The organism is Erwinia oleae (assembly GCF_000770305.1).
GTDB lineage: Bacteria > Pseudomonadota > Gammaproteobacteria > Enterobacterales > Enterobacteriaceae > Erwinia > Erwinia oleae.
The window spans coordinates 1-24,967 of the sequence record NZ_JNVB01000095.1; the positions used below are offsets into that span (position 1 = coordinate 1).

General features: G+C 50.1%; 22 protein-coding genes and 3 pseudogenes. 3 read left to right on the forward strand and 22 right to left on the reverse strand.

What is annotated here, in order from left to right:
- Positions 1 to 258: 258 nt before the first annotated feature.
- The 10 genes from GS12_RS20585 to GS12_RS20630 form a co-directional block, all read right to left on the reverse strand.
- Entirely contained in the window at positions 259 to 504 is a 246-nt protein-coding gene (locus GS12_RS20585) for an MBL fold metallo-hydrolase (protein ID WP_031593028.1), read from the reverse strand.
- A gap of 79 nt (positions 505 to 583) precedes the next feature.
- A complete protein-coding gene (locus GS12_RS20590; protein WP_031593027.1) occupies positions 584 to 1,690 on the reverse strand; it encodes an ABC transporter substrate-binding protein in 1,107 nt (368 codons plus the stop codon).
- A gap of 78 nt (positions 1,691 to 1,768) precedes the next feature.
- Positions 1,769 to 2,596 (reverse strand): ABC transporter permease, encoded by an 828-nt coding sequence (locus GS12_RS20595; protein WP_050491352.1) that lies wholly within the window; start codon positions 2,594 to 2,596, stop codon positions 1,769 to 1,771.
- Between the two features lie 32 nt (positions 2,597 to 2,628).
- On the reverse strand, positions 2,629 to 3,369 hold the full coding sequence (locus GS12_RS20600; protein ID WP_033763886.1) for an ABC transporter ATP-binding protein: 741 nt from the start codon (positions 3,367 to 3,369) through the stop codon (positions 2,629 to 2,631).
- A complete protein-coding gene (locus GS12_RS20605; RefSeq protein WP_031593022.1) occupies positions 3,366 to 4,334 on the reverse strand; it encodes a carbohydrate kinase family protein in 969 nt (322 codons plus the stop codon). Before GS12_RS20605 ends, GS12_RS20600 begins: the two co-directional genes overlap by 4 nt.
- The gene (locus GS12_RS20610; protein ID WP_031593021.1) at positions 4,331 to 5,359 is read right to left on the reverse strand and encodes an SIS domain-containing protein; all 1,029 of its coding nucleotides are present in this window, start codon (positions 5,357 to 5,359) and stop codon (positions 4,331 to 4,333) included. Before GS12_RS20610 ends, GS12_RS20605 begins: the two co-directional genes overlap by 4 nt.
- Positions 5,352 to 7,025 (reverse strand): hydantoinase B/oxoprolinase family protein, encoded by a 1,674-nt coding sequence (locus tag GS12_RS20615; RefSeq protein ID WP_031593020.1) that lies wholly within the window; start codon positions 7,023 to 7,025, stop codon positions 5,352 to 5,354. Before GS12_RS20615 ends, GS12_RS20610 begins: the two co-directional genes overlap by 8 nt.
- Positions 7,025 to 9,070 (reverse strand): hydantoinase/oxoprolinase family protein, encoded by a 2,046-nt coding sequence (locus GS12_RS20620; protein WP_080707921.1) that lies wholly within the window; start codon positions 9,068 to 9,070, stop codon positions 7,025 to 7,027. The genes GS12_RS20615 and GS12_RS20620 overlap by 1 nt, the downstream gene beginning before the upstream one ends.
- Positions 9,071 to 9,092: 22 nt before the next feature.
- Positions 9,093 to 9,878 (reverse strand): GntR family transcriptional regulator, encoded by a 786-nt coding sequence (locus tag GS12_RS20625; protein ID WP_031593018.1) that lies wholly within the window; start codon positions 9,876 to 9,878, stop codon positions 9,093 to 9,095.
- Positions 9,871 to 10,890 carry an aldose epimerase family protein gene (locus GS12_RS20630; protein ID WP_050491351.1) on the reverse strand — a complete coding sequence of 340 codons (1,020 nt, stop codon included), beginning with the start codon at positions 10,888 to 10,890 and terminating at the stop codon, positions 9,871 to 9,873. Before GS12_RS20630 ends, GS12_RS20625 begins: the two co-directional genes overlap by 8 nt.
- A gap of 727 nt (positions 10,891 to 11,617) precedes the next feature.
- On the opposite strand from GS12_RS20630, the pseudogene GS12_RS20635 reads away from it, so the two are divergent.
- Positions 11,618 to 11,953, forward strand: a pseudogene (locus tag GS12_RS20635) (recombinase family protein); the annotation flags it as partial.
- A gap of 68 nt (positions 11,954 to 12,021) precedes the next feature.
- Here GS12_RS20635 and GS12_RS20640 read toward each other — a convergent pair.
- From GS12_RS20640 to GS12_RS20660, 5 genes are all read right to left on the reverse strand, one after another.
- The gene (locus GS12_RS20640; protein WP_006786007.1) at positions 12,022 to 12,921 is read right to left on the reverse strand and encodes an integrase domain-containing protein; all 900 of its coding nucleotides are present in this window, start codon (positions 12,919 to 12,921) and stop codon (positions 12,022 to 12,024) included.
- A 926-nt stretch (positions 12,922 to 13,847) separates the two neighbouring features.
- The gene (locus GS12_RS20645) at positions 13,848 to 14,546 is read right to left on the reverse strand and encodes a hypothetical protein (protein ID WP_152551384.1); all 699 of its coding nucleotides are present in this window, start codon (positions 14,544 to 14,546) and stop codon (positions 13,848 to 13,850) included.
- Positions 14,547 to 14,601: 55 nt separating this feature from the next.
- Positions 14,602 to 15,147, reverse strand: a complete 546-nt coding sequence (locus tag GS12_RS20650; protein WP_031593013.1) for a hypothetical protein — start codon at positions 15,145 to 15,147, stop codon at positions 14,602 to 14,604.
- A 117-nt stretch (positions 15,148 to 15,264) separates the two neighbouring features.
- Positions 15,265 to 16,455 (reverse strand): translesion error-prone DNA polymerase V subunit UmuC, encoded by a 1,191-nt coding sequence (gene umuC, locus GS12_RS20655; RefSeq protein ID WP_080707918.1) that lies wholly within the window; start codon positions 16,453 to 16,455, stop codon positions 15,265 to 15,267.
- 229 nt (positions 16,456 to 16,684) lie between these two features.
- On the reverse strand, positions 16,685 to 17,563 hold the full coding sequence (locus tag GS12_RS20660; RefSeq protein WP_031593011.1) for a LysR family transcriptional regulator: 879 nt from the start codon (positions 17,561 to 17,563) through the stop codon (positions 16,685 to 16,687).
- Positions 17,564 to 17,662: 99 nt separating this feature from the next.
- Between GS12_RS20660 and GS12_RS20665 the strand changes: the two genes are divergently transcribed.
- On the forward strand, positions 17,663 to 18,637 hold the full coding sequence (locus GS12_RS20665) for a nitrilase family protein (RefSeq protein ID WP_031593010.1): 975 nt from the start codon (positions 17,663 to 17,665) through the stop codon (positions 18,635 to 18,637).
- A 396-nt stretch (positions 18,638 to 19,033) separates the two neighbouring features.
- Here the strand turns inward: GS12_RS20665 and GS12_RS24425 are convergent, their stop codons facing one another.
- The 3 genes and pseudogenes from GS12_RS24425 to umuD all read right to left on the reverse strand — a co-directional run bounded on the left by GS12_RS24425 (position 19,034) and on the right by umuD (position 20,240).
- On the reverse strand, positions 19,034 to 19,405 hold the full coding sequence (locus tag GS12_RS24425) for a helix-turn-helix domain-containing protein (protein WP_160279928.1): 372 nt from the start codon (positions 19,403 to 19,405) through the stop codon (positions 19,034 to 19,036).
- Between the two features lie 257 nt (positions 19,406 to 19,662).
- Positions 19,663 to 19,764: pseudogene (locus GS12_RS23660) on the reverse strand (Y-family DNA polymerase); the annotation flags it as partial.
- 2 nt (positions 19,765 to 19,766) lie between these two features.
- Positions 19,767 to 20,240, reverse strand: coding sequence for a translesion error-prone DNA polymerase V autoproteolytic subunit (gene umuD / locus GS12_RS20670; protein ID WP_405083310.1), 474 nt, complete (start codon positions 20,238 to 20,240; stop codon positions 19,767 to 19,769).
- Between the two features lie 246 nt (positions 20,241 to 20,486).
- Between umuD and GS12_RS24430 the strand changes: the two genes are divergently transcribed.
- The gene (locus GS12_RS24430; protein WP_152601457.1) at positions 20,487 to 20,858 is read left to right on the forward strand and encodes a hypothetical protein; all 372 of its coding nucleotides are present in this window, start codon (positions 20,487 to 20,489) and stop codon (positions 20,856 to 20,858) included.
- Positions 20,859 to 20,896: 38 nt separating this feature from the next.
- Here GS12_RS24430 and GS12_RS20675 read toward each other — a convergent pair whose 3' ends face one another.
- The 4 genes and pseudogenes from GS12_RS20675 to GS12_RS20690 all read right to left on the reverse strand — a co-directional run.
- Complete coding sequence (locus GS12_RS20675; RefSeq protein WP_031593008.1) at positions 20,897 to 22,417, reverse strand: conjugal transfer protein TraG N-terminal domain-containing protein; 1,521 nt, start codon at positions 22,415 to 22,417, stop codon at positions 20,897 to 20,899.
- A 2-nt stretch (positions 22,418 to 22,419) separates the two neighbouring features.
- Positions 22,420 to 22,758 carry a hypothetical protein gene (locus GS12_RS20680; protein WP_031593006.1) on the reverse strand — a complete coding sequence of 113 codons (339 nt, stop codon included), beginning with the start codon at positions 22,756 to 22,758 and terminating at the stop codon, positions 22,420 to 22,422.
- A gap of 10 nt (positions 22,759 to 22,768) precedes the next feature.
- On the reverse strand, positions 22,769 to 24,244 hold the full coding sequence (locus GS12_RS20685; RefSeq protein ID WP_033763876.1) for an integrating conjugative element protein: 1,476 nt from the start codon (positions 24,242 to 24,244) through the stop codon (positions 22,769 to 22,771).
- Positions 24,244 to 24,729, reverse strand: a pseudogene (locus tag GS12_RS20690) (TIGR03756 family integrating conjugative element protein); the annotation flags it as partial. The gene GS12_RS20685 and the pseudogene GS12_RS20690, both read right to left, overlap by 1 nt.
- Positions 24,730 to 24,967: the final 238 nt, after the last annotated feature.

The window sequence follows — 24,967 nt, forward strand, 5'->3', positions numbered from 1 at the left end:
CCCGTGAGGCCTATCTGGCTATTGTACAGGATATACGTATCCGCTTAACGAACAAGAACCTCACGCGCGTCTTTCATCAGGGCCCGAATCGGTGACGATTCATCATGGCCGTTTATAGTACCGCAGTCTCTCCCCTTTATTTTTACTGAAGAGCAGACAGAAACCATAAATACCGGCTTTGACATGCCGGGGAAGCCCTTATAGTACAATAATTTTCGATATCCAAACTGCCCCCAGAGTACAGAAGTTCGCTGCTAGTTATAAATTAACCGTGTCCGTTTTAGCGGGGGCAACTCCACGCTCCTGACCCCATTGGCCGACGGGATCTATTGCCGCCCTAGGGTGGAGACCTGTTTCGAATAAGATCTTGCCTTTTGGATGGTCAATCAAAAAAATTGGTGTGGGCGCTTGCATCCGCTCACCCATTTCAAGCGTGTGAGTAAATACACCCTGATCGAAATGCAGGATTCCACCAGTCATGCAATATAGTCTCATCGGCAGCATGATTAACTCCGTAATAAGTTGCAGCACGTGTAAGAAAGGAGCGCCGTCCAAACTTGTCGGCGCCTTTTTCAATTATGAATTAGTTCAAGGGAGCATTGATCCAGTCAATTAGCTTCTGGTTCGCGGAAAGCTTGTTGAAGTAAGCCTCCTCAACGTCATTTTTCGAGGGGTCGACACCGTGTGGAAGCTGGTCTGCATTATGATTCTTGTAAAAGTCGACGGAGCGCTCCCAATAAAGATACGAGTCCTTGTTGAAGATCGTTTCCTTGGAGCTTTGGAGCGAAGGGAAAGCCATAAGCGAGAAAGTTGTCTTCAGCTCGTCGACCGTGAAAGATGCAGCTGCTCTTTCATTTGTGGCTCTTACCCAATCCGGAGCAATTGCATCAAAACGCTCATTAGCATAGCGAGAAACGCGATACCAAATAGCGGCGAGCTTCAACGCGGTCTCGTCGTTCTTTTCTAGCCAGCCCTGTGTGGAAACCATAGTCGAGTACCATAGCCCGGCTGGACCAAGGATCTCTGACCCGCCGACATTAACATACTTGTCAGGCATTGAAAGTAGTTTCGTCTCCTGCGGGAGGCTGCCCATATAGTAGTCGCCCGTGCCCCTTTGGAAAGCGAGAGCGGCTTGGGCATCATCACCGGATTCAACAACGTTGATATCCGATATAGTCATCCCGACTTGCCCAAGAGCTGAGCTCAGCAACTGGCGATATGTCGAAAGAACCGTCGGGAATGACTTCCCTTTAAAGCCCTTTAAGATTTGCTCCTTTGCCTTCTCCGCGCCGATTTTCTGTTCAAGATCGGCAAAGGTTTCAGCACCCTTACGACCAACGATGATGAAGCCCTTGAACTGATCTGTTATCAGAAAGCTTCGAAGTGACGGAACCGACTTATATAACGGGAAGTCACAAACGTGGCATGACGAGACAACGTCAAGGCTGCCTTGGCGCATAGCGGCTACCCCGCCGGCTGTATTTGTGATCGTTACGAGGTCAAGGTTGATGCCAAGATCCTTGTCGAAGCCTTTTTCTTTGGCAATAACCCAGGGCATATAGTCGAAGTAAGGTGTAATACCAACTTTGACCGTAACCAGTTCATTGGCGTTGGCCGAGACAATCATTGTGCTCGAAAGGATGGCGATAGAAGTCACTACTGCATTCACGAACTGTCGAAGATTGAACATATTCTCACCTCTGGCTGTTCTTATTGGTTTTAGACATGGCTCTTTGTTATTGGTGTTGCTAAAAACACTCAGAAATTTTCAGTCAGCGCCGGTAATCGAACCAACGACACCTTTGCCAGCGCTCTTCTCTGTCCAACGCGTAAGAGGTCGCTCGACTGCAACAACGATTTTGTCGAGTATGATGGCAAGCAGGCAATAGATAGCTACGATCACAAGGATACCTGCCGTATCGAGGTATTGGACGCGAATGATCATAAGATGACCGAGGCCCACCTGCGCACCAATGTATTCAGCCGCAACATCCAATCCCCATGAAGACGCAGCTGCGACTCTGACTGCACCGAGCAGATGAGGAAATATCGCAGGAAGAATGATCGACCGGTAGATTGTCCAGCGGCCAGATCCCAGCACGAGGCCAGCTCTAATATAGACAGCCGGGACATTCTTGATGGCTTCGATCGTTGAGACGCCAATTACAAGCGATGTTCCAAGGACGATCAGGACAACCTGAGGAGTCGTTCCAAGTCCAAACCATAGAATGAAAAGCGGTATTAGCGCGAAGATCGGAATCGGACGGAAAAATTCCAGTACCCCACCGAAGATTTCTCTGGCCAATCGGCTGTATGCCATCGCCAGTCCCATGGCGAGACCGAGAATACTCCCCCCAATGAAACCTCCAAGTGTCATCACAATGCTTGCCAACAGGCTTTCTGGCAACAGTGGGGCTAATGAAACAAAGGAGTTCCAAACGTCAACCGGCGACGGCAGGAAAATCGGGTCTATCGCACCATTCCATGTGACGCCGAACCAAAGCCCTATCATGATAACAGGGACCAAAAGCTGGCGAATGAACTTGTTTCTTTGAGCTATCTTTCCAGAAGGTGCTTCCGTTGTGATGGTCGTCATATATGTTCCCTTTTTTGGGCATAAAACATCTATCAGACAATGAGATCGGAGACTTCGCCGCGAAGCTGCTGAAATTCCGGGGAGCGTTTCAGGTTAATGGATCGGTGTTCTCCAAATGGCACATCAATGATATGTGCGATATGACCGGGATTTCTCCCGAGAACGACGATGCGGCTGCCAAGGAAAAGAGCTTCCTCGATATCGTGCGTGACAAACAAAGCTGTCGCGCTCGTCTCTTCACAAACTTTCAAAAACTGAATTTGAAGACGTTCTTTGGTCATTGCGTCTAAGGCACCATACGGTTCGTCCATCAGGATCATCTGAGGACTGGCCGCGAGTGCGCGCGCTAGATCGACCCTTTTGCGCATCCCTCCAGAAAGTTCGCGCGGATACTGTTCTGCGGCATGTGAGAGCTCGACAGTTCGGAGTTTCTCATCGACGATGCGCTGTCTTTCAGCCGGAGCAATTTTCTTTACCTTTAGGCCGAACTCAACGTTCTCCCGCACAGTCATCCAAGGGAAAACTGCGTCGTCCTGGAACACCATGACACGGTCTGCAGAAGGCCCGACAACGGGCTTACCATTGAGCATGATAGATCCAGAACGCGGTGGAACTAGACCAGCAACTGCATTCAGCAAAGTAGATTTACCGCACCCGCTTGCGCCGATCAGGCATATAATCTCCCCGCCTTTTACCGTCAAATTAATATTGTCTAGGACCGTTTTGGCCCCATAGGCAATCTTCACGGACTCGAGCCGCATCTCCTTCATCATGGTTGTTCTCCAAGCAAGTGTTCGACGGTCCGGATCCGAAGTCGTGTGACCTCGGATAATTCAAAATTCGCGTCTCGTCCATGAACCAGCATCCACGTCGCGAAATCGCAACCGAATCCTGCTGCTGCGACTGCATCAAATTTCTGCATGAGGAGGCCGTGAATGAACCCGGCGTTGAAACAATCTCCGGCTCCGACCGCCTGAACTGGGACATCGATCTTGGCTGCTGGCACGCTCACGGTAGGGCTTTCGCCTTCCCGAACGATGGCGCCATGTACGCTATTTTTCACAACAAGAATCGTGCCGTGCTGAAGCTGACCGTAAAGCGTCTCAATCGCCTGGCCGAGGTCACTTTCGCCAGTAAGAGCTCTAGCCTCATCGGCGTTCATCAGAGCTATATCGACATGAGCCAGTATTTTCAGTACGTCATCGCGGACGGCCCAGCTTGCTTCAGACCAAGCTAAGTCCATGGCGACTTTAGTGCCAGCTGCCTGCAATTTTTCAAAGGCGTTCAGCAGTGTTTGCATGCAAACGCGTGGCGGCTGACACCAGCCAGAAAAAATTGCGTAGGCAGCTGGAGGAAAGACGCAACGCTCCAGCATGTCACCAAGTTTTGTGAGTGCGCCCGGGAGTGTAATAAACAGGCGTTCACCGTCTTCCCGAACAAGTGCCGTTGTTACGCTCGTCGCAGCATCCTCACGAATGTCGAGCGAACTTGTATTAACCCCTTGCATCGCAAGTTCGCTTGTCACCAACCGCCCATTACTATCGTTTCCGATCGGACCGAGGCATTCGACATCAATATCCAGAGTTTTTGCCGCGAGCACGAAGTTTCCGATATTGCCGCCCAGTCGGACTTCCATCGATCCGACTTCTGTCTCTTGGCCCCACGCTGGCAATTCACGAAGAGGGCCAAATATCTGGTCTACGGTAATGTCACCGATAGCTAAAATGGCTGCTCTCATTCCACCCTCGTAACTTTTGGAATCAGGGAAGGTTCGATCTTTTCCATATTTAACGCCTGGCCAATCGACACATTTAGCCTCTGTAGGGCAGCGGCGAAAACAGCAGGCGTTAGTTCCGGAATCGTCTCAGGAACACGGATGACTTCGGCTTCTCCAGGCAGTTCGATACCATCCGCAGCAATAGCCACGATTCTGGCTCCGAAGCCCAAAATATCTGAAGTAGCTCGGACCATAACGTCAGTCATATGATCCCGTGGTATGAGGATGACGAGGACGCTGTCAGACAGACTTAGAAGTTCCATCGGACCGTGCCTCAGAAGGCCGCCGGGAATGGGAATGGCACCAATACGAGGCCCCTCTTGCAAATCCAGAGACGCCTGCTGTGCGACACCGATGAGGTGGCCCCTAGCAGAAATTAGAGCGATGCGTGATTCAGCGATGATTGCCCCTGCCTTTGCAAAAGCTCCCTGCTCCCGCTCGGTGACAATTCCGACTTTCTCGGAGAGATCTTTCAGCCAGCTTTTAACTGCCAGATCACGCCTGCCGGCAATTCCCGCTGCGATAGCGGTCGCCAGGCAAAGAGTCGTCGTGAAGGATGACGTATTGTAAAATGCCTCCTCGGCAGCCTTGAACTCGAGAACACGGGTAGCCCTTCTTCCAAGAGTGCTGCTTGCATCACCTGTGATCCCAATAATCTGACGGTCCGCCTCTACAGCGCCCAAAAGGTTCAAGATCTCGGCGGACTCTCCAGAGCGGCTGGTGACTATGAGCGGAGACCGGTCTGTATCAGCCGTACCATAGCGATGGTATTCGCTGGTATCCACGATGGAATGGCCAACCTTGGCAGCGTCCAGAATTATTCCCCCGGAATGCCAAGCCCAGAGAGATGTCGCCATTCCAGTGATGACGACGCCCTTTCCACCGTTCGTCCACTCTGCCGCTTCCTCGTAGGCATGGTTCAGCAGGTCTGAATTTTCAATCAGCGTACCCGGCTGGCTACGGATGTCATTGATGAGATCAAGCATTTTCGCGAGCTCCTGAGCCGTAAGCAGCAAGTGAGACAGACGTAACTTTGCCTGACTTCAAGTCAGCTTCGACCGACTCGCGATCGCGCGTTGCTGGATCTCCATAGCCAGCTCCCCCACCGATTGCCACTTCAAGCTCGTCTCCCGCATTGAGGATTGCGGCACCTTTAGGAGGAAGCTGCTCCTCGCTGCCGTCCTTGCGAGTGACTTTGATGTACGCGTTCGTGCCGTCTGCACCACCTTGAACGCCGGGCGCCTTATTCACAAAACGATCGGAATAGACACTCATGTGTACTCCGTCCTGAAGGAAGCGGTATGTCCGGATAGCCCCCAGGCCGCCACGGAAACGACCCGCCCCACCTGAATCAGGTCTCAGCTCGTAGCGCTCAACGCGGAAGAACGACTGCGAAAGCTCCAAAGCTTCCACCGGAGTATTGCGGCAGTTGCCTAGCGGATCGTCGAGCTGGTCGGCACCATCATTCGCGGGGCCTGCACCATAGCCACCACCGAGTTGCTCGCTGATGGCGTGATAAGTGCGCGCGCCCTGCCAGTGAAGATCGACTTCAGTACGGGTATCGTAGCCCGGCGCTGGAATGCGATCCGGAAGAGCTTTGGAAAGTGCCAGAAGGATCGATTGGAAGACACGCATAACCACGACGTTACGGCCCTCGACAGGCGCGAACGGAATAGGATTGACCAAACTGCCTTCCGGGGCGGAGATGCTGATGGGACGATATGAGCCATCGTTCAGTGGGATTGACGGCTTCGTTAACAACATCTTAAGTGCTGAATATGCCGACGAAATGGTCGAGGCACGTGGGCAGTTAATAGCGGTCTTGACCTGAGGGGATGTTCCCTCGAAGTCCAGATGCAGGGTGTCACCTTTTACAGTGACCGCGACATGCACTTCCAGGTTTGTTTTGTCGAGTCCGTCGGTGTCGATATAGTCGACGCCTCGGTACACACCATCCGGCACCTCGCTGATCGCATCACGCATGAAGGATTCAGCGTAGTCGAGAAGTTGGTCGGAAGCTGCAATCACGATGTCGACCGAATAGCGTCCAATTAACTCCTTCACGCGGCGACGTCCGGTTTCGTTGGCCGTCAGCTGGGCATTGAGATCCCCGATCGTATCGCGAGGAATACGGACATTCGCACGGATCAGTTGTTCGAGGATGCCGCCATTCCAATCCCTTGAAAGAGAAAAGACCATAGGAGTAAAGCGCATGCGCTCTTCGAAGACATCCCGAGCATAAATATTGTAGCCAGGAGAGTGGCCAAGATCGACGTGATGCCCTACTGAACCGGAGAACCCGATTAGGGTTCCCTCGTAGATAATAGGCGAAAACAAGTACACATCGGACAGATGCTGACCGCCATTATAGGCATCATTGAGGATAATTACGTCGTCCTCGGTCAGTTTGGAAACATCTGTCTTGGCTAGTGCGCCCTGAACAGCTGGACTCACAGAATTAAGGTGGAGAGGAATGTTCTGCGATTGCGCCAGAACGCGTCCCTGCCGGTCGACAAGGCAGGTCGAGCAGTCCGCAGCCTCACGGATGACCGTGGAGTAGGCTGTGCGGATGAAATCGTTGCTCATCTCCTGAGCAATCGCCTGAACGCTGTTGGTGAAGATGTTGAATGTGACGGTATCGACAATAGTCATCAGTTATTCCTCTCAAGAAGAACGCTGCCGCTTTCGAGCAGGCTTGCGTTCCAACTTTCTGGGACGAAGCATGTGGATGTATCCGCTTCGAGAACGGCCGGGCCGGCAATCGTGGTTTCCAGTGTCATCGTTTCGCTTTTGCAGAAAACGGTCGTACATTCTTCGCCACGCAGGAGAACGGAACCAGTATCTGTAGAGACAGGTGTCGTCCGGTTGATATGCGCTGAGACGTCCTTTGTTTTGCGTGGGATGACCACCTTGAGGCGATAATTGACAACCTCAGCACTTTCGCCCTCAAACGCAAAGCCATATCGTTTCTGGTGGGCCTCGTGCAGGCGGGCAGTCACGAGCTCGGATGTCACAGTCTGCGGGTCGATCGAGATGGCTAGCTCAAAGGCCTGCCCTTCGTAGCGAACGTCCAGACCAGCAAAGATCTTAAGTTCAGTTGCGCCAAACCCGTGAGCGTCAAATTCTTTCCGCGCTTTCTCCGCCAGTGCGTCGATCTTGGTCTGGAAATCCTGAGGCGTGAGGTCAGATGCGAGTGAGACATCTGTCTGCACATAATCGCGAGCGATGTCGGCGACCAGCAGTCCGAACGCCGACAACACACCAGCGTGGGGAGGAACGAGAACGCGCGTAATTCCGAGTTCGTTCGCAACGGATGCGGCATGGATTGGTCCCGCGCCACCATACGCTACCAGTACGTAGTCTCGCGGGTCATATCCACGTTGCGTCGACACCAGACGAATGGCCTGTGTCATGTTTGCTTCAACGATGCTGGTAATCGCTTCAGCCGCTTGAGCACGAGACATACCAAGATCCTTACCCAGCCGTTCGATAACGGTGTGGCTAGCTTCAGAATCGAGCTTAAAGTTTCCGCCGGCGAAGGTCTTAGGACGGATGATGCCACGTGTGACATTGGCATCAGTCACCGTTGCATAGGTTCCCCCATGCCCGTAGCAGGCTGGGCCAGGATCGGCACCTGCGCTTTCGGGGCCGACATGCAACATGCCATGTCGATCGAGTGCAGCGATGCTTCCGCCGCCAGCACCCACGGTCGCAATATCTATCATCGGTACGGCCACGGGAAGATTGTTGAGCTGATTTTCCGTGGTGATCAGGGGCTGGCCGTCGTTGATCAGGCAGACATCGGTACTAGTACCACCCATGTCGAAAGTAATGATGTTTTTGATGCCAGCGCGCTCGGCTGCGTAGATGGCACCGGTAACGCCCGCTGCTGGTCCAGACAGCAATGTTCTGACGACCTCACGACGGATCGCGTTTGCCGGCAGGACGCCTCCATTTGACTGGGTGATGAATAAACTGCCACCAAATCCACGTTCCTGTAGCTTTTCTGTCAGCTGACCGACATAATGCGACATGATGGGGGATATATACGCGCTCATCGACGCAGTGCTTGCCCTCTCGTATTCACGAAACTGAGGCAACAGTTCAGATGACGTGAGTACAAGCATTTCAGGTGCCATCTCTTCGATGATTGCCCTGACCCGATCTTCATGAGCTGGGTTCTGATAACTGTGAAGGAAGCAGATTGCCACTGCTTTGATGCCGCCTTCCAAAAGACGTGGAACGATATCTCGAACCTCCTCTTCGGCAAGCGGAGTCAAAACCTCGCCACGGACATCTAACCGTTCGGTGACCGACATCACCCATTCGCGTGGAACGACGGGCTGCGAACGCTGATATAAGATGTCGTAGATATTCGTCTTGTCGCCACGTTGGATTTCAAGGATATCCTGGAAACCGCGTGTCACGATCAGAGCTGTGGGTACACCCTTACGCTCCAGCACAGCATTCGTTGCAACAGTCGAACCATGCAACACGTCATGCATGTCGCCCCAAGCTATATCCAGCTTGTCGACACCTGCAAGGACTCCCTTCTCAGGTTGACGTGGTGTGGATGGTACCTTCAGCGTTTTGAGTTTGGGCTGCTGTCCATCATCTTCAAACAAGATAATGTCCGTGAACGTCCCCCCAATTTCGACCGCTAGTTTCTGTGACGATTTCAGCATCGCAAACCTCATCAAGTTATAAATCGTGAGTGGTTTAGTCTTCGATCAAACGAGCGTAGGTGGATAGACTTCCGAGCTCGATGATAAATTCCATCATGTCAGACCGGAACCAGGAGTCCTCGACTTCAATAGGAGTGCCTGAATCCGTATAACTTACGCCTGCAACTCGCATCACAGGAGAACCTGTGTTTACCCCGAGTATGGGGGCGAGATGTTCGTCCGCAATTTCCGCGCGCAGCGCCTGATGTGCCGCCGTGATATTCAGATTGAATTTATCAGCGAGCACACGGTATACGGAGCCCTCCACATCATCCTGTGAAAGCGTCGGGCAAACCCTTTGAGGAACCCAAATCTTTTCGAGTACGACAGGTGTACCGTTGGCGAGACGCACACGCTCGAAATGAAATACTGGCTCGTTCTCGGATATGTCTAGCTGTTCTGCAATCCGTGCAGAAGGTTTCTCAATAGCGAAAGCGACTACTTTTGTACCAACGATTTTTCCGGCTGCTTCAAGGATGTTCGTAGTGCTCTTGACGTCGGCCATGTCGCGAGTGACAGACACAGCCTCATCAATGCGCACCAACCCTTTAGGGTTTACAAAAGTACCAACACCTTGCTGTCTCCGGATGAAACCCTCATTGACGAGTTTCGCCAGTGCAAGCCGGACAGTCATTCGGCTGATGCCATACGTTTTTGAGATCTGTTCTTCAGTAGGAAATTGGTCGTTTGGCTGCAACTCACCGGACGCGATCTTTAAACGAAAAATTTCGCTGAGCTGGTAAACCAACGGAATTCCGCTTTTAATTAATTGATTATTCAAAGCAAATTTCCTTCCTACTATCGTTTGAGAATCTATAGACTGTGCTAGCACGATATTTTTCACCCGGACGCAATACTGTCGATGGAAAATTCGGCTGGTTTGGAGAATCTGGCAGATGTCGTGGCTCAAGCGTGAAAGCATCACCTTGTCGGTACTGCCTGCCGCTTGTTCCAATAATTGAACCATCAAGAAAATTTCCAGAGTAGAACGCCAAGCTTGGTTCGGAAGTTTCCACTTCCAGGATACGGCCACTCACTGGATCATAGGCGCGCGCCACATGCCGCAATTCGGGTCCACCATCAAGTACGAAGCTGCAGTCATAACCTTTGGCGAACTTCGTGAGTAAATGCCCGCTTCGTATTCTTGCGCCTATAGTATGAGGCTGCCTAAAATCAAGCGGGGTACCTTCAACATTCAATAATTTACCGGTCGGTATGAGTTCATCATCTACCTCAATGACTTGCGCCGCCTCGACTGTCAGGACGTGTCCCTCCACTGAGCCACTGCCCTCGCCACCGAGATTGAAATAGGAATGATTTGTAAGATTGAGGACGGTAGGCGCGTCGGTGACTGCCTCATAATCAAGCCTGAAGCAATTATCGCTTGTAACGGTATAAGTTACGGATACGTCGAGCTTGCCTGGAAAACCTTCTTCCCCGGCAGGACTGGTATAGGTCAATTTGGCAGAAGCGCGCGAAAGAACTTCTACAGCCCAGAGTTTCTTATCGAAACCTTGGAAGCCCCCAGCGATGTGGTTCTTTCCATTATTGGCGGCTAGTTGGAAAACAACGTCTTCAAGCTCAAACGCTGCTCTAGCAATTCGTCCACTGAACCGGCCAACCAAAGCCCCAAAATAAGGGTGGTCGCGATGATATTCTTCTTCTGTACCAAACCCAAGGACCACATTATCCAATTGTCCATTACGGTCAGGAAATGTAATGGACTTCACACACCCCCCCATATCTAGAAATTTCACGGCCAGACCCAGCCCGTTTGACAAATGATATTCCATGATTCACCTCATTGTGCTTCATATGGCTCATTGCTATATCGGCATGTTGTTATAACAACATATCGATAGCAACAATTATTTCACTTTAGTTTAATTTTTATGCCTTAATCTGTTTGGAGCATTGATTTTACGAGGATTTATCAGTGCGTCGTCTGTACAGGACGCACTCAATGCCGGTAAAGCCCTAGGCAAACTCGTTGATACTGGCTAAATCTCTGACTTCATTTCGGTAAATTTGCATTAGATATGCTGTGACGACGTAGATAAAACTCAGGCAGATCAACACTCTTTCTCCGCATATGTCGAATACAAGAGTCAACATTCTTATATTCGGCGGGTCACATAAGCGCGTATCTAAAGTTGAAAAATCCACTCTTTCAGAACAGCGTAAACTTCCGGATTGAAGTATCGCGGACCATCGTGTTCCAGGTTCGTATCCCTTCCTCGAAATGACACAAGACGTTGGTGTAGTTCAGGATCAAGCAGTTGTTGTTAACGTGTAAGAACCGTCATCCGGCAGGAAAACATTGTGTTGTTAGCTAACGCGCTGGAGGGATGATGGCTGCGGTAGAGGAAGAACAGGCTGTTCACTTCACCCATTACTGTCGAAGGTTTTCGTCTAGTTGCTCAAAACGATAGGTGCAGGTGCTGAATCAATTCGTTGCGTAGCGCGATTGGTTAAATAATGCGCTTAACGTACAAAAATTTCCGATATCCAAACTGACCCCTAATAAGCCTTGATTTGCCTACAAGTCACATTGCCCTGTCCACACCATCAGCTTATGACTTTACTCATAGTATGCTCCGGGCAGTGAATAATATGATGCTGGACATGTTAGCTGCTATCGCCCGTAAAGATTATGAAGATCGTCGCAGAAGGCAGATGGAAGGAATTACAGCCGCCAGGGAAAAAGGGAAATACAGGGGGAGGCTAGCAGATAAGGAAAAACATGAGTTAATTAGAACGCTTCGCAAGAAAAACGGAAAATCAATAAATGAAACGGCAAGGCTCGCCGGCGTTTCACGCATGACAGTTATTCGAGCATGTAAAGATACGGATTGAAATTTAGAAAAGCCACAGCCCTGAATGAGCTGTGGCGCTACGTCCTGAAAATTCAGTAAAGAAACAACTTATTCTGTTTCACCGCGAAAATAAACTTGTTTAATATAACGACCACGGCCATCTCCATGCCCCAAATCCATCGATACTAATGCTTCAGCTTCGTCGCGGCTCATTCCATTTTTAATATGATGATTTACAGCATCACGTGAATAAGCGTAACGCAAACTATGCGGGGCATTTTTACCATTCATCCCTGCCTCTCGTACAATATTTCGGTAACGATCTATTGCAGTATGCAGAGAAGGTTTATCAATCAGTTTTCCGTTATGTTCACTGACATAATGAATTGCCTTATCAAGAATTGATAAAACTTTTTCACGATTGAAAACTGTTGTTTCTCTCGGCCGCCCGCCTTTAGTCCCGAAAACAACACGGACACGCTCATTATTGTTAATCAATGACTGCTTCCATGTTTTTAACGACTTTGCGGACTGCACGGTTTCTTCTGTTCTCAACCCAAGGTATCTTGAAAGTTGTACCGCGAGCGCAACACCTTCATCTTTTTTAAGCGCAAAATTCACAACCGCATTAAGTTTTTCATCTGTAATAGGGAGTTTAGTGCCATCCCGGTTAGCACCAGAAATTCCCAGGGCCTGATTACTCAGGCTGGTATGATTGGGATCGGCCAGTTTATTTCTTCCTGCTGATAATAAAACAGAGCGGATAGCAGACATCTCATTCTGTAACGTCCTGAGAGACAAACTGTCTGCCTTCCTGCTCTCAATATATTTTTCAATATGGGAAGTTTTGATATGTTTTACGTCCCTAATCTGAATATTCAGTTCAGACAGACGTTCAGAAAAACGTTCTGCAATTCTTGAGCGGTCAGCCACAGTTTTATAACTTCCCCTTCCCTGACGAGCAAGTGTGACAAGTTGTTTGCACAGCTGTTTACTGAATCTGGACATTCCTATATCTCCACAGGGATACACGTCCCTCGGCTTGTAAATAAGCAGACGGATCTGTACCCCAGTAATTCATCCCCGACGACACGGTTGCTTTTGCGCTTCCTGCGTCTCAACTGGTATCTGTGCATCGGGGCGGCGAATTGTTGAGTTCTTGCGAGGCACCCCAGATCTCTGATCTGTTTGCTGCTTATGCAGAGCTGACTTACGTCAAGCTGCCTCCAACACTACTGTTCGTAGTGTCGCCATCGATACCGAGTCGATTTCCTCCTTACTGATAGTTGAACGTTCAGACGGCCTTCCGTCGTGCTTACGTTGATGTAAAAGTGAGTTTAATACCGTACTGACACGGACTACATGTTGGTCAGATGGTAGTAAAACGTTGAAAACCACGTCGTACGTGGGTTGAGACGTTATGCGCTGCGCGCGTCACTTGGTAGTGTCTTCGCCACTTCACAAGTGACGCCGCGCAGCCTCGTGCTCCTAATGCAACGCCGTAAGCGGCCAAATGTACCAAATGGCCTTATCCGTCGATGCAAAAGTCGTACGAAACTCAGGGCGTATCCCTGAAAAGAATCATAACGTAGTGAAAGATCAGAGCCTGATTCAGCTCCTTTAGACAATTCATCACCATAAAGACGTGAATCATTGATGTGATAGCCGGTCATTCTCAACCGGTAACCTTGACCAGATTCTGGTTCCCGTTTTCAAAGGTTAAACGGGTTTCCCGCCCAAAGGCGTCCCTCTCAGGTTTTCGGGACTTTAGCTGGCAGTCACCCGAAGGCGCTTCTCTCAGACCGCTGAAGCATTAGCTGGTAACCGCCCGAAGGCACCCCTCTCAGGTTACTGGGGTTTTGGATGGTCGCCGTAGCGACTTCTAAGCAAAGTGGATATTAGCAATGGCTCAAATAACCGTCAACTATCTTGCGTTATTTAGAATCAGGATCTGGATAAATCACTATGGCAATTGATTTTAGCTCCTCAATATCATTAGCGAGGAAAGGTATAAATGAATTTTTTTGAATTTTTTCAATGATTCTGTCTCCCAGAATCATTGGTACGTACTGATGGCCAGGGAAAATTTCATCAGGCTTACCTACCAACACTCCCCCTGCAAATTCATGACAATCAGAATAAAATCCAGCAATACTACTCAGATAAGAAATATCGATTAAATGACCTGTATCTGTTGTGTACCATGCATGGAGATTTAAAGCTGGTCTGTCCAGAAAGTCCTCATGCTGAAATCCCTTACTGGACCATTTTTCAAACTCATCATATGATGGGTTATAAATACTTTGATCACCTTTCCATATTTGCCCAACAGTTGTCCATATTCTGCAACCTAAGGCATCTTCAAAATAAGGTTTTAAAAAATGACACCACTTAATACATTGTCCTGCGGAAGATTTGAAATCTCGCAAGCCCGTTGCAAAGCACACATATTCCATCATATTTTCAAAATTAAGCGGCCTTTCATTTATATCTTTAATCGTGCCTTCGTTAAATCCTAATTTTTTCGTAAAGTTTAAAGCATGCTCAAAGTTAGCAACATAGTCCAGCGTGTCACTATATCCTACAGGACGATGTACTTTCTTTTTTCTGAGAAATGATAAAAGATTAAACATAGTGCCCCCATTAAATATCGAGTGTGGACGCACCTTATCCACACTCATATAAATATTATTTTCCTTCAGCAGAGCTTTTAATATTTTTTATTAAATCCTGCAATCCGGAACTCGCCAGTCTTTTTTGAGATGATGAGCTATATGTTACAAAAAGACGGCTCCCTGAACCATTTTTTTCGAGCTCAATAGTAAGGTGATCATCATAATCACCCCAGTCGGAGCCCATTTTATAATAGCTGCCGGGCATTGAATCCCATTCCTGATGGCTGTCAGTTATTGCGCCAGCTACCCACTCGCCGTCGTTATTCCTTTCTCTGACCGACCTTAACTCATCGTTGGATAAAAACTTGTACTTTCGCTTTATTCTGGCCGCTGCCGTATCAACATCAACAGGGATCTTGAAGCTTTTTGAAGTGGATTCTTTTTTTTCTGACTGACGAGGAGTCATGACCTCAGAAGAATTATCTGAGCCATCCCCTCTTAAAGAGCTCATTAACCCTGATGCACCATCACTAATTTTTTTATTTGTTTCTGCTATCTCACTCATACTACAGGCAGTCAGTAAAACAGGTAGTATTAAGGCTAGTCCGACACTCCTCATATTCACTTTCCTCCTTAATTTAATAACTTTTGCGCAATGTAACAAGCCGTAAAACCCTGACGCATTGTTCAATGAAAGTCAATAATTCGGGGTGGACGGTTGAGCACATTAATAGAACTACCTCACCTTGATGATGTCATCCAGCCTGGTTGTAAAGGCAGGCGAAAGTCTTTCTCTTCGCATCTTCCAGCCTGTGGCATCACTTTTAATGCCCTGCCCTGCAAACCAGACCGAACCTTTGCCTGAGTGATTAATGCTATCGATTAATGCCATCAGCTCTTCGCTGTTTCGATGGGGCTGAAAGTTATCAAAAAGGGTCAATTGAGATGCAGCAGCGCTTCGGAAATCAGTGAGCATCACGCCAGCACGTTGATAACGGTGCCCTGGGACAAATATCGTTTCAAATGCCTTTATAGCCGCGTTGATGATATCCCGTGAATCCTGAGCGGGTACAGCAAGCTCTGTTACCGCCTGGTTCTTATAAAACACCTCCTTTTCTGAGAAAGGGCTGGTACTAATGAAAACTGCTACCCGTTTACAAAATTGATGCTCTGCACGGAGTTTTTCTGCTGCACGTTCAGCATGAGCGCAAATGGCCTGATGCAGGCTGACTTCGTCAGACGGTTTTTCTCCAAAAGATCGGGAGCATATGATTTGTTCTTTTGGGGCAGTAAATTCTTCTAAACCGAGGCAAGGAGTGCCGTTCAGCTCTCTGACCGTGCGCTCAACAACTACTGAGAACTGTTTACGAATGAATGAAGGTGACAACTCAGCCAGCTGAAGTGCATTGGTAATGCCCATAAATTGTAATTTTTTACCCAGCTTCCGTCCGATACCCCAGACCTCCTCAACTGGTACTAAAGCCATTAACTTACGCTGACGCTGTCTGTCACTGAGATCTACCACACCTCGCGTTGCGGGCCAGCGCTTACTTGCATACTGAGCCAGTTTGGCGAGCGTTTTTGTAGGGCCTATTCCCACTCCCACAGTCAGATGTGTTCTTCGCTTAATCTGAGTACGTATATGATGGCCAAACTCTTCAAGCGACAACAGATTACTCACCCCTTGAAGATCACAAAATGCCTCATCAATGCTGTATATTTCCACGCGCGGAGTCAGTAACTGCAAAATAGTCATCACTCTGTCTGACATATCAGCATATAAGCTGTAATTACTTGAAAATGCTACAACTCCTTTTCTCTCAGCCTCACGACCAACCTTGAACCAGGAATCGCCCATTTTTAACCCAAGTGATTTTGCTGCTGAGGAGCGGGCTATTATGCAGCCATCATTGTATCTGAATGCCACTAACAGTTAGTAGCGCTTAAGTGCATGATTTAGACATTAATTCAATTGCTAACTTTTTTGTGTGTTAGTTCTCGGAGGGATGCTTTAGTTAGCAAGTTATAAATAGGTGAATACTCAGTCACCGTCCGCTGTGAGCTAGAAGCGGACATAATAAAATGCGTATCAGTCTTTCCCCGCAGCCCATTATTAGCATTGCCCAGCTTCAGACCGAGAGAAATTGTCAGACCGATCACTTATTTTCTGCCGCAATACTCTTTCTTATACTGGCAATAAAATTATCCCGCGTGACATCCTCCTTATCTCCGTTCCAGGCGACACCCATTTCCCAGCTTACTGACTTACCTGTTAGCGGAATAATAGTCCGTTCCGGTGGGGCGATATGAACAACGCTATAGGGGAGAATGGCAACACCCGCACCCGCGATCACCAACGCAACAATAGTTTGTATATCATCAGCCAACTGGGTGGATGATATAAAAATGCCGTTATCATGCAGAAAGCGATCTATCTGCATATCTAAACCCTGGCCTCGTTCAGTATGAAGACGTAACAAAGGGGATTTTTTTAGCCAGTCAGCGGCAGACAATGATAACAACCGTGTTGCGGGTGCAATCAGAACCAGCCGATCGGTAAATAATGGCAGGTAATCAAGCTCTATCGGTGGAGGTACCCTGACAAAGCCTACCTGAAGCTCATCTTTTTGCAGAAGTTCATATTGCAGGAAGGAGGGAAGATCCGTCAATGACATCTCAATTCCCGGATACTCTTTGCGAAATTCAGCAATACAGCGTGGTGCCAGATAAAAGCTTGAAAGGCCAAATCCTACCTCTATATGCCCCTCAATACCGGCTGATACCCGCCCTGCCTGCTGCATAAATAACTGGGTTTGCCTGAGCACTTTTTTAGCCTCTGGCAACAGACGTTTGCCCCCGGCGGTCAGTGTTGCGCCATGACGGCCCCGTGAAAAAAGTGACACCTTCACCATCGACTCAAGAAGATTGATCTGCTTGGTCAAAGCGGGTTGTGAAATACAAAGTTCGCGTGCAGCGTCGGCATAATTTCCTTTTTCAGCCAGTATCGAAAAGGCCTGAAGCAATCGGATATTCACTTTTTCATTCCAGAAGGTTATCGAAAATGGAAATATTTTGATTATACAGTTATTGGAAACCCTATGTAATCCAGTTTCAACAACAACTGGAGAAACAGCATGCACGAGCTTAAGTCCTTAAAAGTTGCAACCGTACAGTTTCAGCATCAGGCAAATGACAAAAAATATAATCTTCTGATAATGGAGAAATTTATTGAACAGGCGGCTGTTCAGGAGGTGAAGATCCTCGCATTTCCGGAAATGTGCATCACCGGCTACTGGCACGTACCAAAACTCACTACCGCGGAGGTTCATGCGCTTGCAGAACCGATTGCAAACAGTACTTCCCTGAAATTAATTCGCACTCTGGCGATAGAACATCAAATGATTATTGGTGCCGGGCTAATTGAGCGAGCTGAAGATGGCCGCCTTTATAATGCCTACGTTGCCTGTATGCCGGACGGTTCAATGCAGACGCACCGTAAACTTCATGCCTTTGAGCATCCGGCTATCAGCAGCGGTGACAGGTTTACCGTTTTTGATACTCCCTGGGGAGTAAAGGCAGGGATCCTGATTTGCTGGGACAATAATCTCGTGGAAAACGTGCGTGCTACGGCATTGCTGGGTGCTGATATTCTTCTCGCGCCACATCAGACAGGCGGTACCGATTCCCGTAGCCCTCATGCGATGAAACCCATTCCGCTAACACTCTGGGCGGAACGGAAAACCCGAAAGGAAGAAATTACTGCTGCATTTAAAGGGGAAAGTGGTCGGGAATGGCTGATGCGCTGGCTCCCTGCCCGTGCGCACGACAACGGGTTATTTCTTATCTTTAGTAACGGTGTCGGCGCAGATGACGACGAGGTCCGCACAGGCAATGCCATGATCCTGGATCCCTATGGCAGGATCATTAATGAAACCTGGGCTGCTGAAGATGTAATGGTTAGCGCTGAACTGGATTTAAGCCTGCTTGCCATGAGTACCGGGCGTCGCTGGATCCACGGGCGACGTCCTGATCTATACCAGATACTGACTCAACCCCAGGGTTATGAACGTGATGCGATCAACGCACGATTTTCGGATGAGATACCTTAAAAAGAACTCACACAGAATCGCATCTGACTGCGGCGTTTTGTTCTTGGAGCAGGTCAAAAAATGTTCATTTGACCTGCTCCAGGTTAAAGAACAGGCGGCCACATTAACAAAATTTTTATCTGTTGCAGAACAACTGCGTACTTCCGCTTCCGCTCACAACGGACCTTCGACCGTTAGCTGTCCTCTCTGTGCCAAGAGAGGACATCAATCATCCCCAACTGCCCCAATAAAAGTTATTTTTTACCATTGTGGATAGGAAAGCACTCCAAAAGCCGTCATTTAGGGCATGGCTGCTGTGCGTTACGCCTGTCCAGCATTATTTACACGCTGCCAAATATGCTACAAAAACAAAAAAAACCGCCCCAATGGGGCGGCCAGAACCGCAAAGCTTTGACTTTATTTTGTCAGGTCATTGCTGATTGTTTTCTGAGAGACACCTAGTCTGTCAGCTATCGCCGTTTGCGAGAGACCCGTATCTCTAAGTCGTCGGGCTTCATCCCGGCGTTCTTCGATACTCCCAGGCACAAATACTGACATTGAGCCTTCGGAGAACCCATTATTGCCATTATATTTTTCAACACGAACGTGCTGTCCGTCTGTCGTTGTAGCAGTAATAGTGGTATGACCTGGTTTTTGAGTAATAGTGTAATCTCTCAGTTCGCCGGTCCCGAGATTGAGATTCGCCATCAAATTTTCAACCTTGATCACTGGTGGTGCTGGCAGCGGTTTGGCTGGGAGAGTGCTGCGTGGTTTAGTACCTTTTGCCATAATCATCTACTCCAAAGCGAGCAATTACTGAGTAATTCTAGTATTTACTAGTAACTTTATTATTGCAAGAACATATTGGTTTATTGGAAAAACCAGAAACTTCCCTAGTTAACAGCGCCCTTTGTGTCTGTTCGGTAACCGAAATGTCATTTCTGTTCTAAGCATCACGTCCGCACCTCGCTCATAGCGGACCATTCAATTCTTCAAAACTGAAGAATTGAAAAGCACGAAACTAACTAACACTTATCACCACTCAGATCGTTATTAGACAGCACCACCATAGGTTTGCCACGGAGATCGGGTCTGAAAACTGTCTCGCAGGAAGCGTAAAATGAGTTAACATCGACCAGGGCAAACACTGTTAAGCGTCCCTGAACTTGAATGAATGCACAAGATGGCGTACCACGCCGAAGACAACTGTTTCAATATCGTCATTCAGTGCTATAGCTGAGTATGCCGGGTTAGCCGGCATCAGGGCTGGTGAAGGCAGTAGTTGTAGCCTCTTACAGGTAAACTCTCCATCTACAGCTGCGATAACAGTGTCACCGTGTTTAGCTTCACGAATACATTCAACTATGAGTAAATCTCCGTCTCTGATGCCGGCGTTACGCATTGAGTCACCTTCTGCACGCACCAGGTAGGTGCTTTCCGGATAGCGAATACAAAGGTCATCAAGGGAAAGACGCTTTTCGACATAATCCTGAGCAGGAGAAGGGAACCCACATGAAACCCCATCACCAAACAACGGAACGCATGCCAGTGATGAATTGCTGCCTGTAAGTCTGGCGATCGCTGCCATCATCAAAAGCGGGGTGTTTGCTGAATTTTTCTGCAAACTATTATCCCAACACATCGTCTGTTCTAAGGTATTGGCATAACTCGCCCCCCTCAACTTATACTGTTTATAAATACAGTATAATAATGCATTTTCAACGATGACAAGCTGTAACTATCTTGAAAACAGTAACCTGATGAGTATTAAAGAATTAATCAGCGTTCTCAGTCAGATATCATGGATGTTCGTAATTGCTCAAAAATTCCGCTATAGTCGGATGTATACTCCCTTAAATAGGAGAAATATATGTTTCAGACTCAAGATGAACGAGCTTGGCAGCGGGGTTATTCATTAGCCCAATGTTGGAAGAAAATCAAAAGGCAATTTTTCCGTCTTGACCGCCGATGTGTTAGCTGGGCCATGAGCCGTAATATGCCAAAATGGGTAGGACGCCTACCAATTGCAGGGCTGCTTATTTTGTCTGTGATCGCTCTAACTCTGGGCGGTTTTATGATTGTATCCTCGGTGCTATTTTTTTGCGGCCTCGCTATAGCAACTTCTTTTGTGAAGGGTGGGGTATCCAGCACTGCGGATAAAACTGACAGCAGTGACTACGTTATGGAAAGCGCTCGTCATGGCCAATACGATGCGCCTTACCAACCACCAAGAGAGGATTGAAGTCACGGAGGCTCTCATCACCGCCGTGACGTTCTTTATTATCTCGTAGTTTTGCTGGTTATCGTATTAGCCGCTGCATCACCTAATTTTCCTCCGCTATTCTGAGCTGTCTCAGTACCTTTTTGGATTGCGTTGCTCAAGGCTACAGCGACGTTTACCCCTGCCCATGATAATGCCCCTAACCAAACAGCAGGTAGTACGAGAAACATAGTGCCCATAACCAGATTCATAATCAGGTCATCGGTACTGTTCTGCAGCCCTGCCATATTAAAGCGGCTGTGCGTGTCTGAACTGTACAATGCAGTTAACAGCCAGCTGTCCAGCCATCGGGCCAGTTCCCACCAGAACGTGAGGAAGTTCAGGGCGAACATCACAAAGGTCAGCGTAATAACGGTCCTGAACTCGTAGGCCGCAAACGCCAGGATCAGCGGTAACATGACGTAGACTGCCATTAGCAGGATGGCCTGCACCATCGGCAGCGCCTGCCGCATCGCATCGAACGCCGGGAATGCGGCCAGACTGCCCAGAGAGGCCCCGGCAACAGAGGCCGCACGCGCCGCGGCATTATCAAGGGTAAAATCAGCGTTGCCGCCATAGCCGGCATACACATGCCCGGTCTGTGAGACCGTCAGGCTTTCCGGGCTCACCAGGCGACGAATGACGGCTTCCTGGTAGTCACTCTCATTAAAGCCTGACATTTTCATGGCGGCCGAGATACGCAGCCACATATCCGGGTCAGCCTGGTCTTTCACGCGGGCTTTCAGACCGGTATCCGCACTGCTCCACCACTCGCTGCAGGTGGGATAACCGCCTCTCCCGGTGTTGGGCCGGCCGCTGTCCCGGCTGTCACTCCACGGGAACGCAGCCCGGGGCAGTTTCGACTGCAGCGAAGGATAGTACCGGCTCAGAAAGGTACTGCTGCCGATCCATTCGATATCACGCAACGTAGTTTTGTCCTTTGTCTGCCCCTGGTCCTGCTGCTTCCAGAGATAGAGCGCAACTGAGTAACAGTCGTTGGTGAAGTCCTGCAGCTCCTGCGCCAGCGCTTTGTTATCGATGCGCGTGTGCTGCACCTCAAAGCGGATTTGCCGCATGTCCGGCCGGCAGGGGATGGTCGCCACGGCCGCCTGGGTGACCCCTTTAGAGAGTTTATGAATCAGCACCCACCACACCGGTGCCGCAGCCGTCTGGTCGTTGAGACTCGATACCACGCCGGCATAACCGCTTTCATCTGGGGCTTTCGGGGTCCAGACGCCACAGGTTTTAGCCCGGGTCGTGTCGTACTGCATCGTGCTGAGGCTGACGTTGATCAGCGGCACGCAGCAGGCAATCATCACCAGGAACCCGGCATACAGCGCGTTTTCAATACGGGGCAGCGACAGCATCCCCTTGTTACCTTCATCCTCCCCCTCTTCACGAACCCGCATCCAGATACCCACCACCTTAAACGCCAGCGGCAGGACAAAAAGGCCGGTCCCCAGCAGGACGTTCCACAGGCCATTGTTGATGACCCAGCCGAGCAGCGTGAGAAAATACTCAAGATAGCTGTTTGTTGTCATCGTCAGACTCCCGGACCGGTTAACATCGCGTACTCACACAGCGCGATAAAAAGCACACTGACCACGCTGATGCGCAGCAGCGGCCGCCGGAACTCCTCCCGGAAACCCGGCGCATGCCGGATTTTCCAGAGGCCCCAGGCAACCAGCGCATACAGCGCCAGTCGCCATATCAGCCAGCCGTAACGCGTCGACTGCATCCAGTGCCGGAATGCAGCAGCCTCCCCCGGATGTTTCATGGCGGTGTCCGCCACTATCAGCGAAACCACCATGAACAGCGCCATACAGGCCAGAAAGATGCCGGCACGGGTCAGGACTTTCCTGACAGTCATTTTATTGTGCATGCCTGTTCCCTCATTCGGCCTGTTTCGGCGTGGCCATCTGATTGAAGCGGCTGTCGGTATTGTCATCCGCCTGGGTCTGCGGGTTGGTTTCAACACGCTGGTTTTCGCGCTCGATAATGGTCAGCACCGAGTTACGGGACAGCTCGCGCTTCATCTCCATCTCGGTTTTGAGCGCCGCGATTTCCCGATCCAGCGCCTCGATACGCTCACCGGCAGCACCGAGTGCTTTTGGCTGGGCGGCAGCATTGGGCTCTGACATACCGGTGACCATCATACGGCGCATCAGCAGGGCCGTTTCCACTGTGTCGGACATGGCCAGCTCGCCGGCAAGGCGGGCGGTCAGGGCCGCATTATCCGGATCACGCTGCAGGGCTTTAATCACGCCTGCCGTCACCGGCAGCCCGCCGGTTTTCAGCTTCGCCAGATTCTCCGCCGTGGGCTTCTCCGTGCCATTGACCAGTTTCACCAGTTGTTCCGCGTTGGCTTTGGTTGCGTCTTCCAGCAGGGGCGCAAAGCCGGTGCCGGCTACGGTCGTCCCGGGCTGGTTCCCGGCATCACCACTGGTGCATTCGCTGGCGTTGGCACAGGTGCGCATGGATTTGTCGCCCAGCACCTTCACGGTCATGGCCGCCGCCTCTTCCGCGCTGCCAAATTTGGAGCACGCGCCGCCGTTACAGCTGCTTTCGCCCACCGTTGAGTTAGCCGTAACCGGCAGACCGTTCATCATGTTATAGCCGGCAGCGATCAGGTCATGGGTAACCCGGATGGCAGGCTGGCCCGCGCCGCCGCGTTTTTCTCCGCCGATCCAGTTGCTGCCCGACGCGCCGGTGGCGTTCCTGCCTGCATCATCGACCCGGACCGCATCAGCGTCGCCGCTGTTCACGATGGACTTGTATTCATCCATCATGGCCTGCTGTGTCCAGTTACTGCTGTCGCTGAAGTCCATCATCTTTTTCGCCATGTTCTGGCAGTTAAGCTGCGCCTTGTCGAATGACACATTGGCCTGAAGCACACCGTTGGTGAGCATGTCATACAGACCGGGGTTGGCCCGCTGAATGACCATCGCCGGCAGACTGGCCACCGCACCCGTGGCCCCCTGAATCACATCGCCCATCAGGTTTTTAAAACCGGACGTCACGCCGTTGAGCTGGTTGCCGACGGTGGTTTTCAGGTCGAAATTGCCGCACATCATGTCACTGCTCCAGCCGGTATTAAGACCCAGCTTCTGCATATTCCCGCGTGTGGCCGGCTGGGAAATAACCGACCCGCCGCCGAGGGTGTAGAACAGTTTGTCCGACACCGCACCATCGACTGACTTGCCGTAACCGATGGCGCTGTTGTTCACCTGCGGCAGGGACATGCCGAGGATGGTGTTGTCATCATCGGCTGCGTGTGCCGCCGGAAGAACCGTCAGCAGGGAGCCGGTCAGCAGCAGGCTAACGCGAACGGCTGAAAATGAAGGTGATTTTTTCACGGTTTTCCTCATCAGATATCAGTGCTGCCCAGAAATGTCTGCCCGCGCTTTTTGCAGCAGCTGTAGGGCTGCCAGAGCGCAAAGGCTTCGTTGTTATCGCTCGCGGCGGTGTGGCTCCCGTCCGGGAACATGGCACATGACTGTGTCATGTGGGGAGCAAGCCGCTGCCATTTGTGATTGCGCGTGCCGGTGTTTTCCGTGACCGCCCCCGGTGGCCAGTACCCGTCATGGCGGTTGCCCTTAAGCACCTGATACACATGTGGCTGCCCGGCGCGGGTGATAATGTCTGCCACGCGCTGTGCCACCACGGCAGAGGCTTTGTCATCATCGGTCTGGCTGACAAACCCCGAACGGGGATAGACGTTGCCCCACATGTTTGCTGCGGCCTGACTGCCGATTTCCCGCTGGCCGGGCACAAGCGCTTCCGGATACAGCGACTCCGGTATGCCCGTGCGCCAGGCCGCTGAATCCATCGTACTCAGGAAGTAAGGCATTAACGTAACCGTCACATACAGACCGTATTAAGTTTTGTATTGCATTTTTACGGTAGATGGTGGTTCATCATGTAGCCGTTGAATTTGTGAGTAATGCACTGGTAAGTTGAATGAGCAGGTAGATGCAACGCTTAACGAGCTGCAGCAAAACCTTATACGTAATAACCGCGAAAGGAATAACGAGCATGCTTGAAGTCTGGGGAAGAAAGACCTCGTCCAATGTGCAGGCATTGATGTGGTG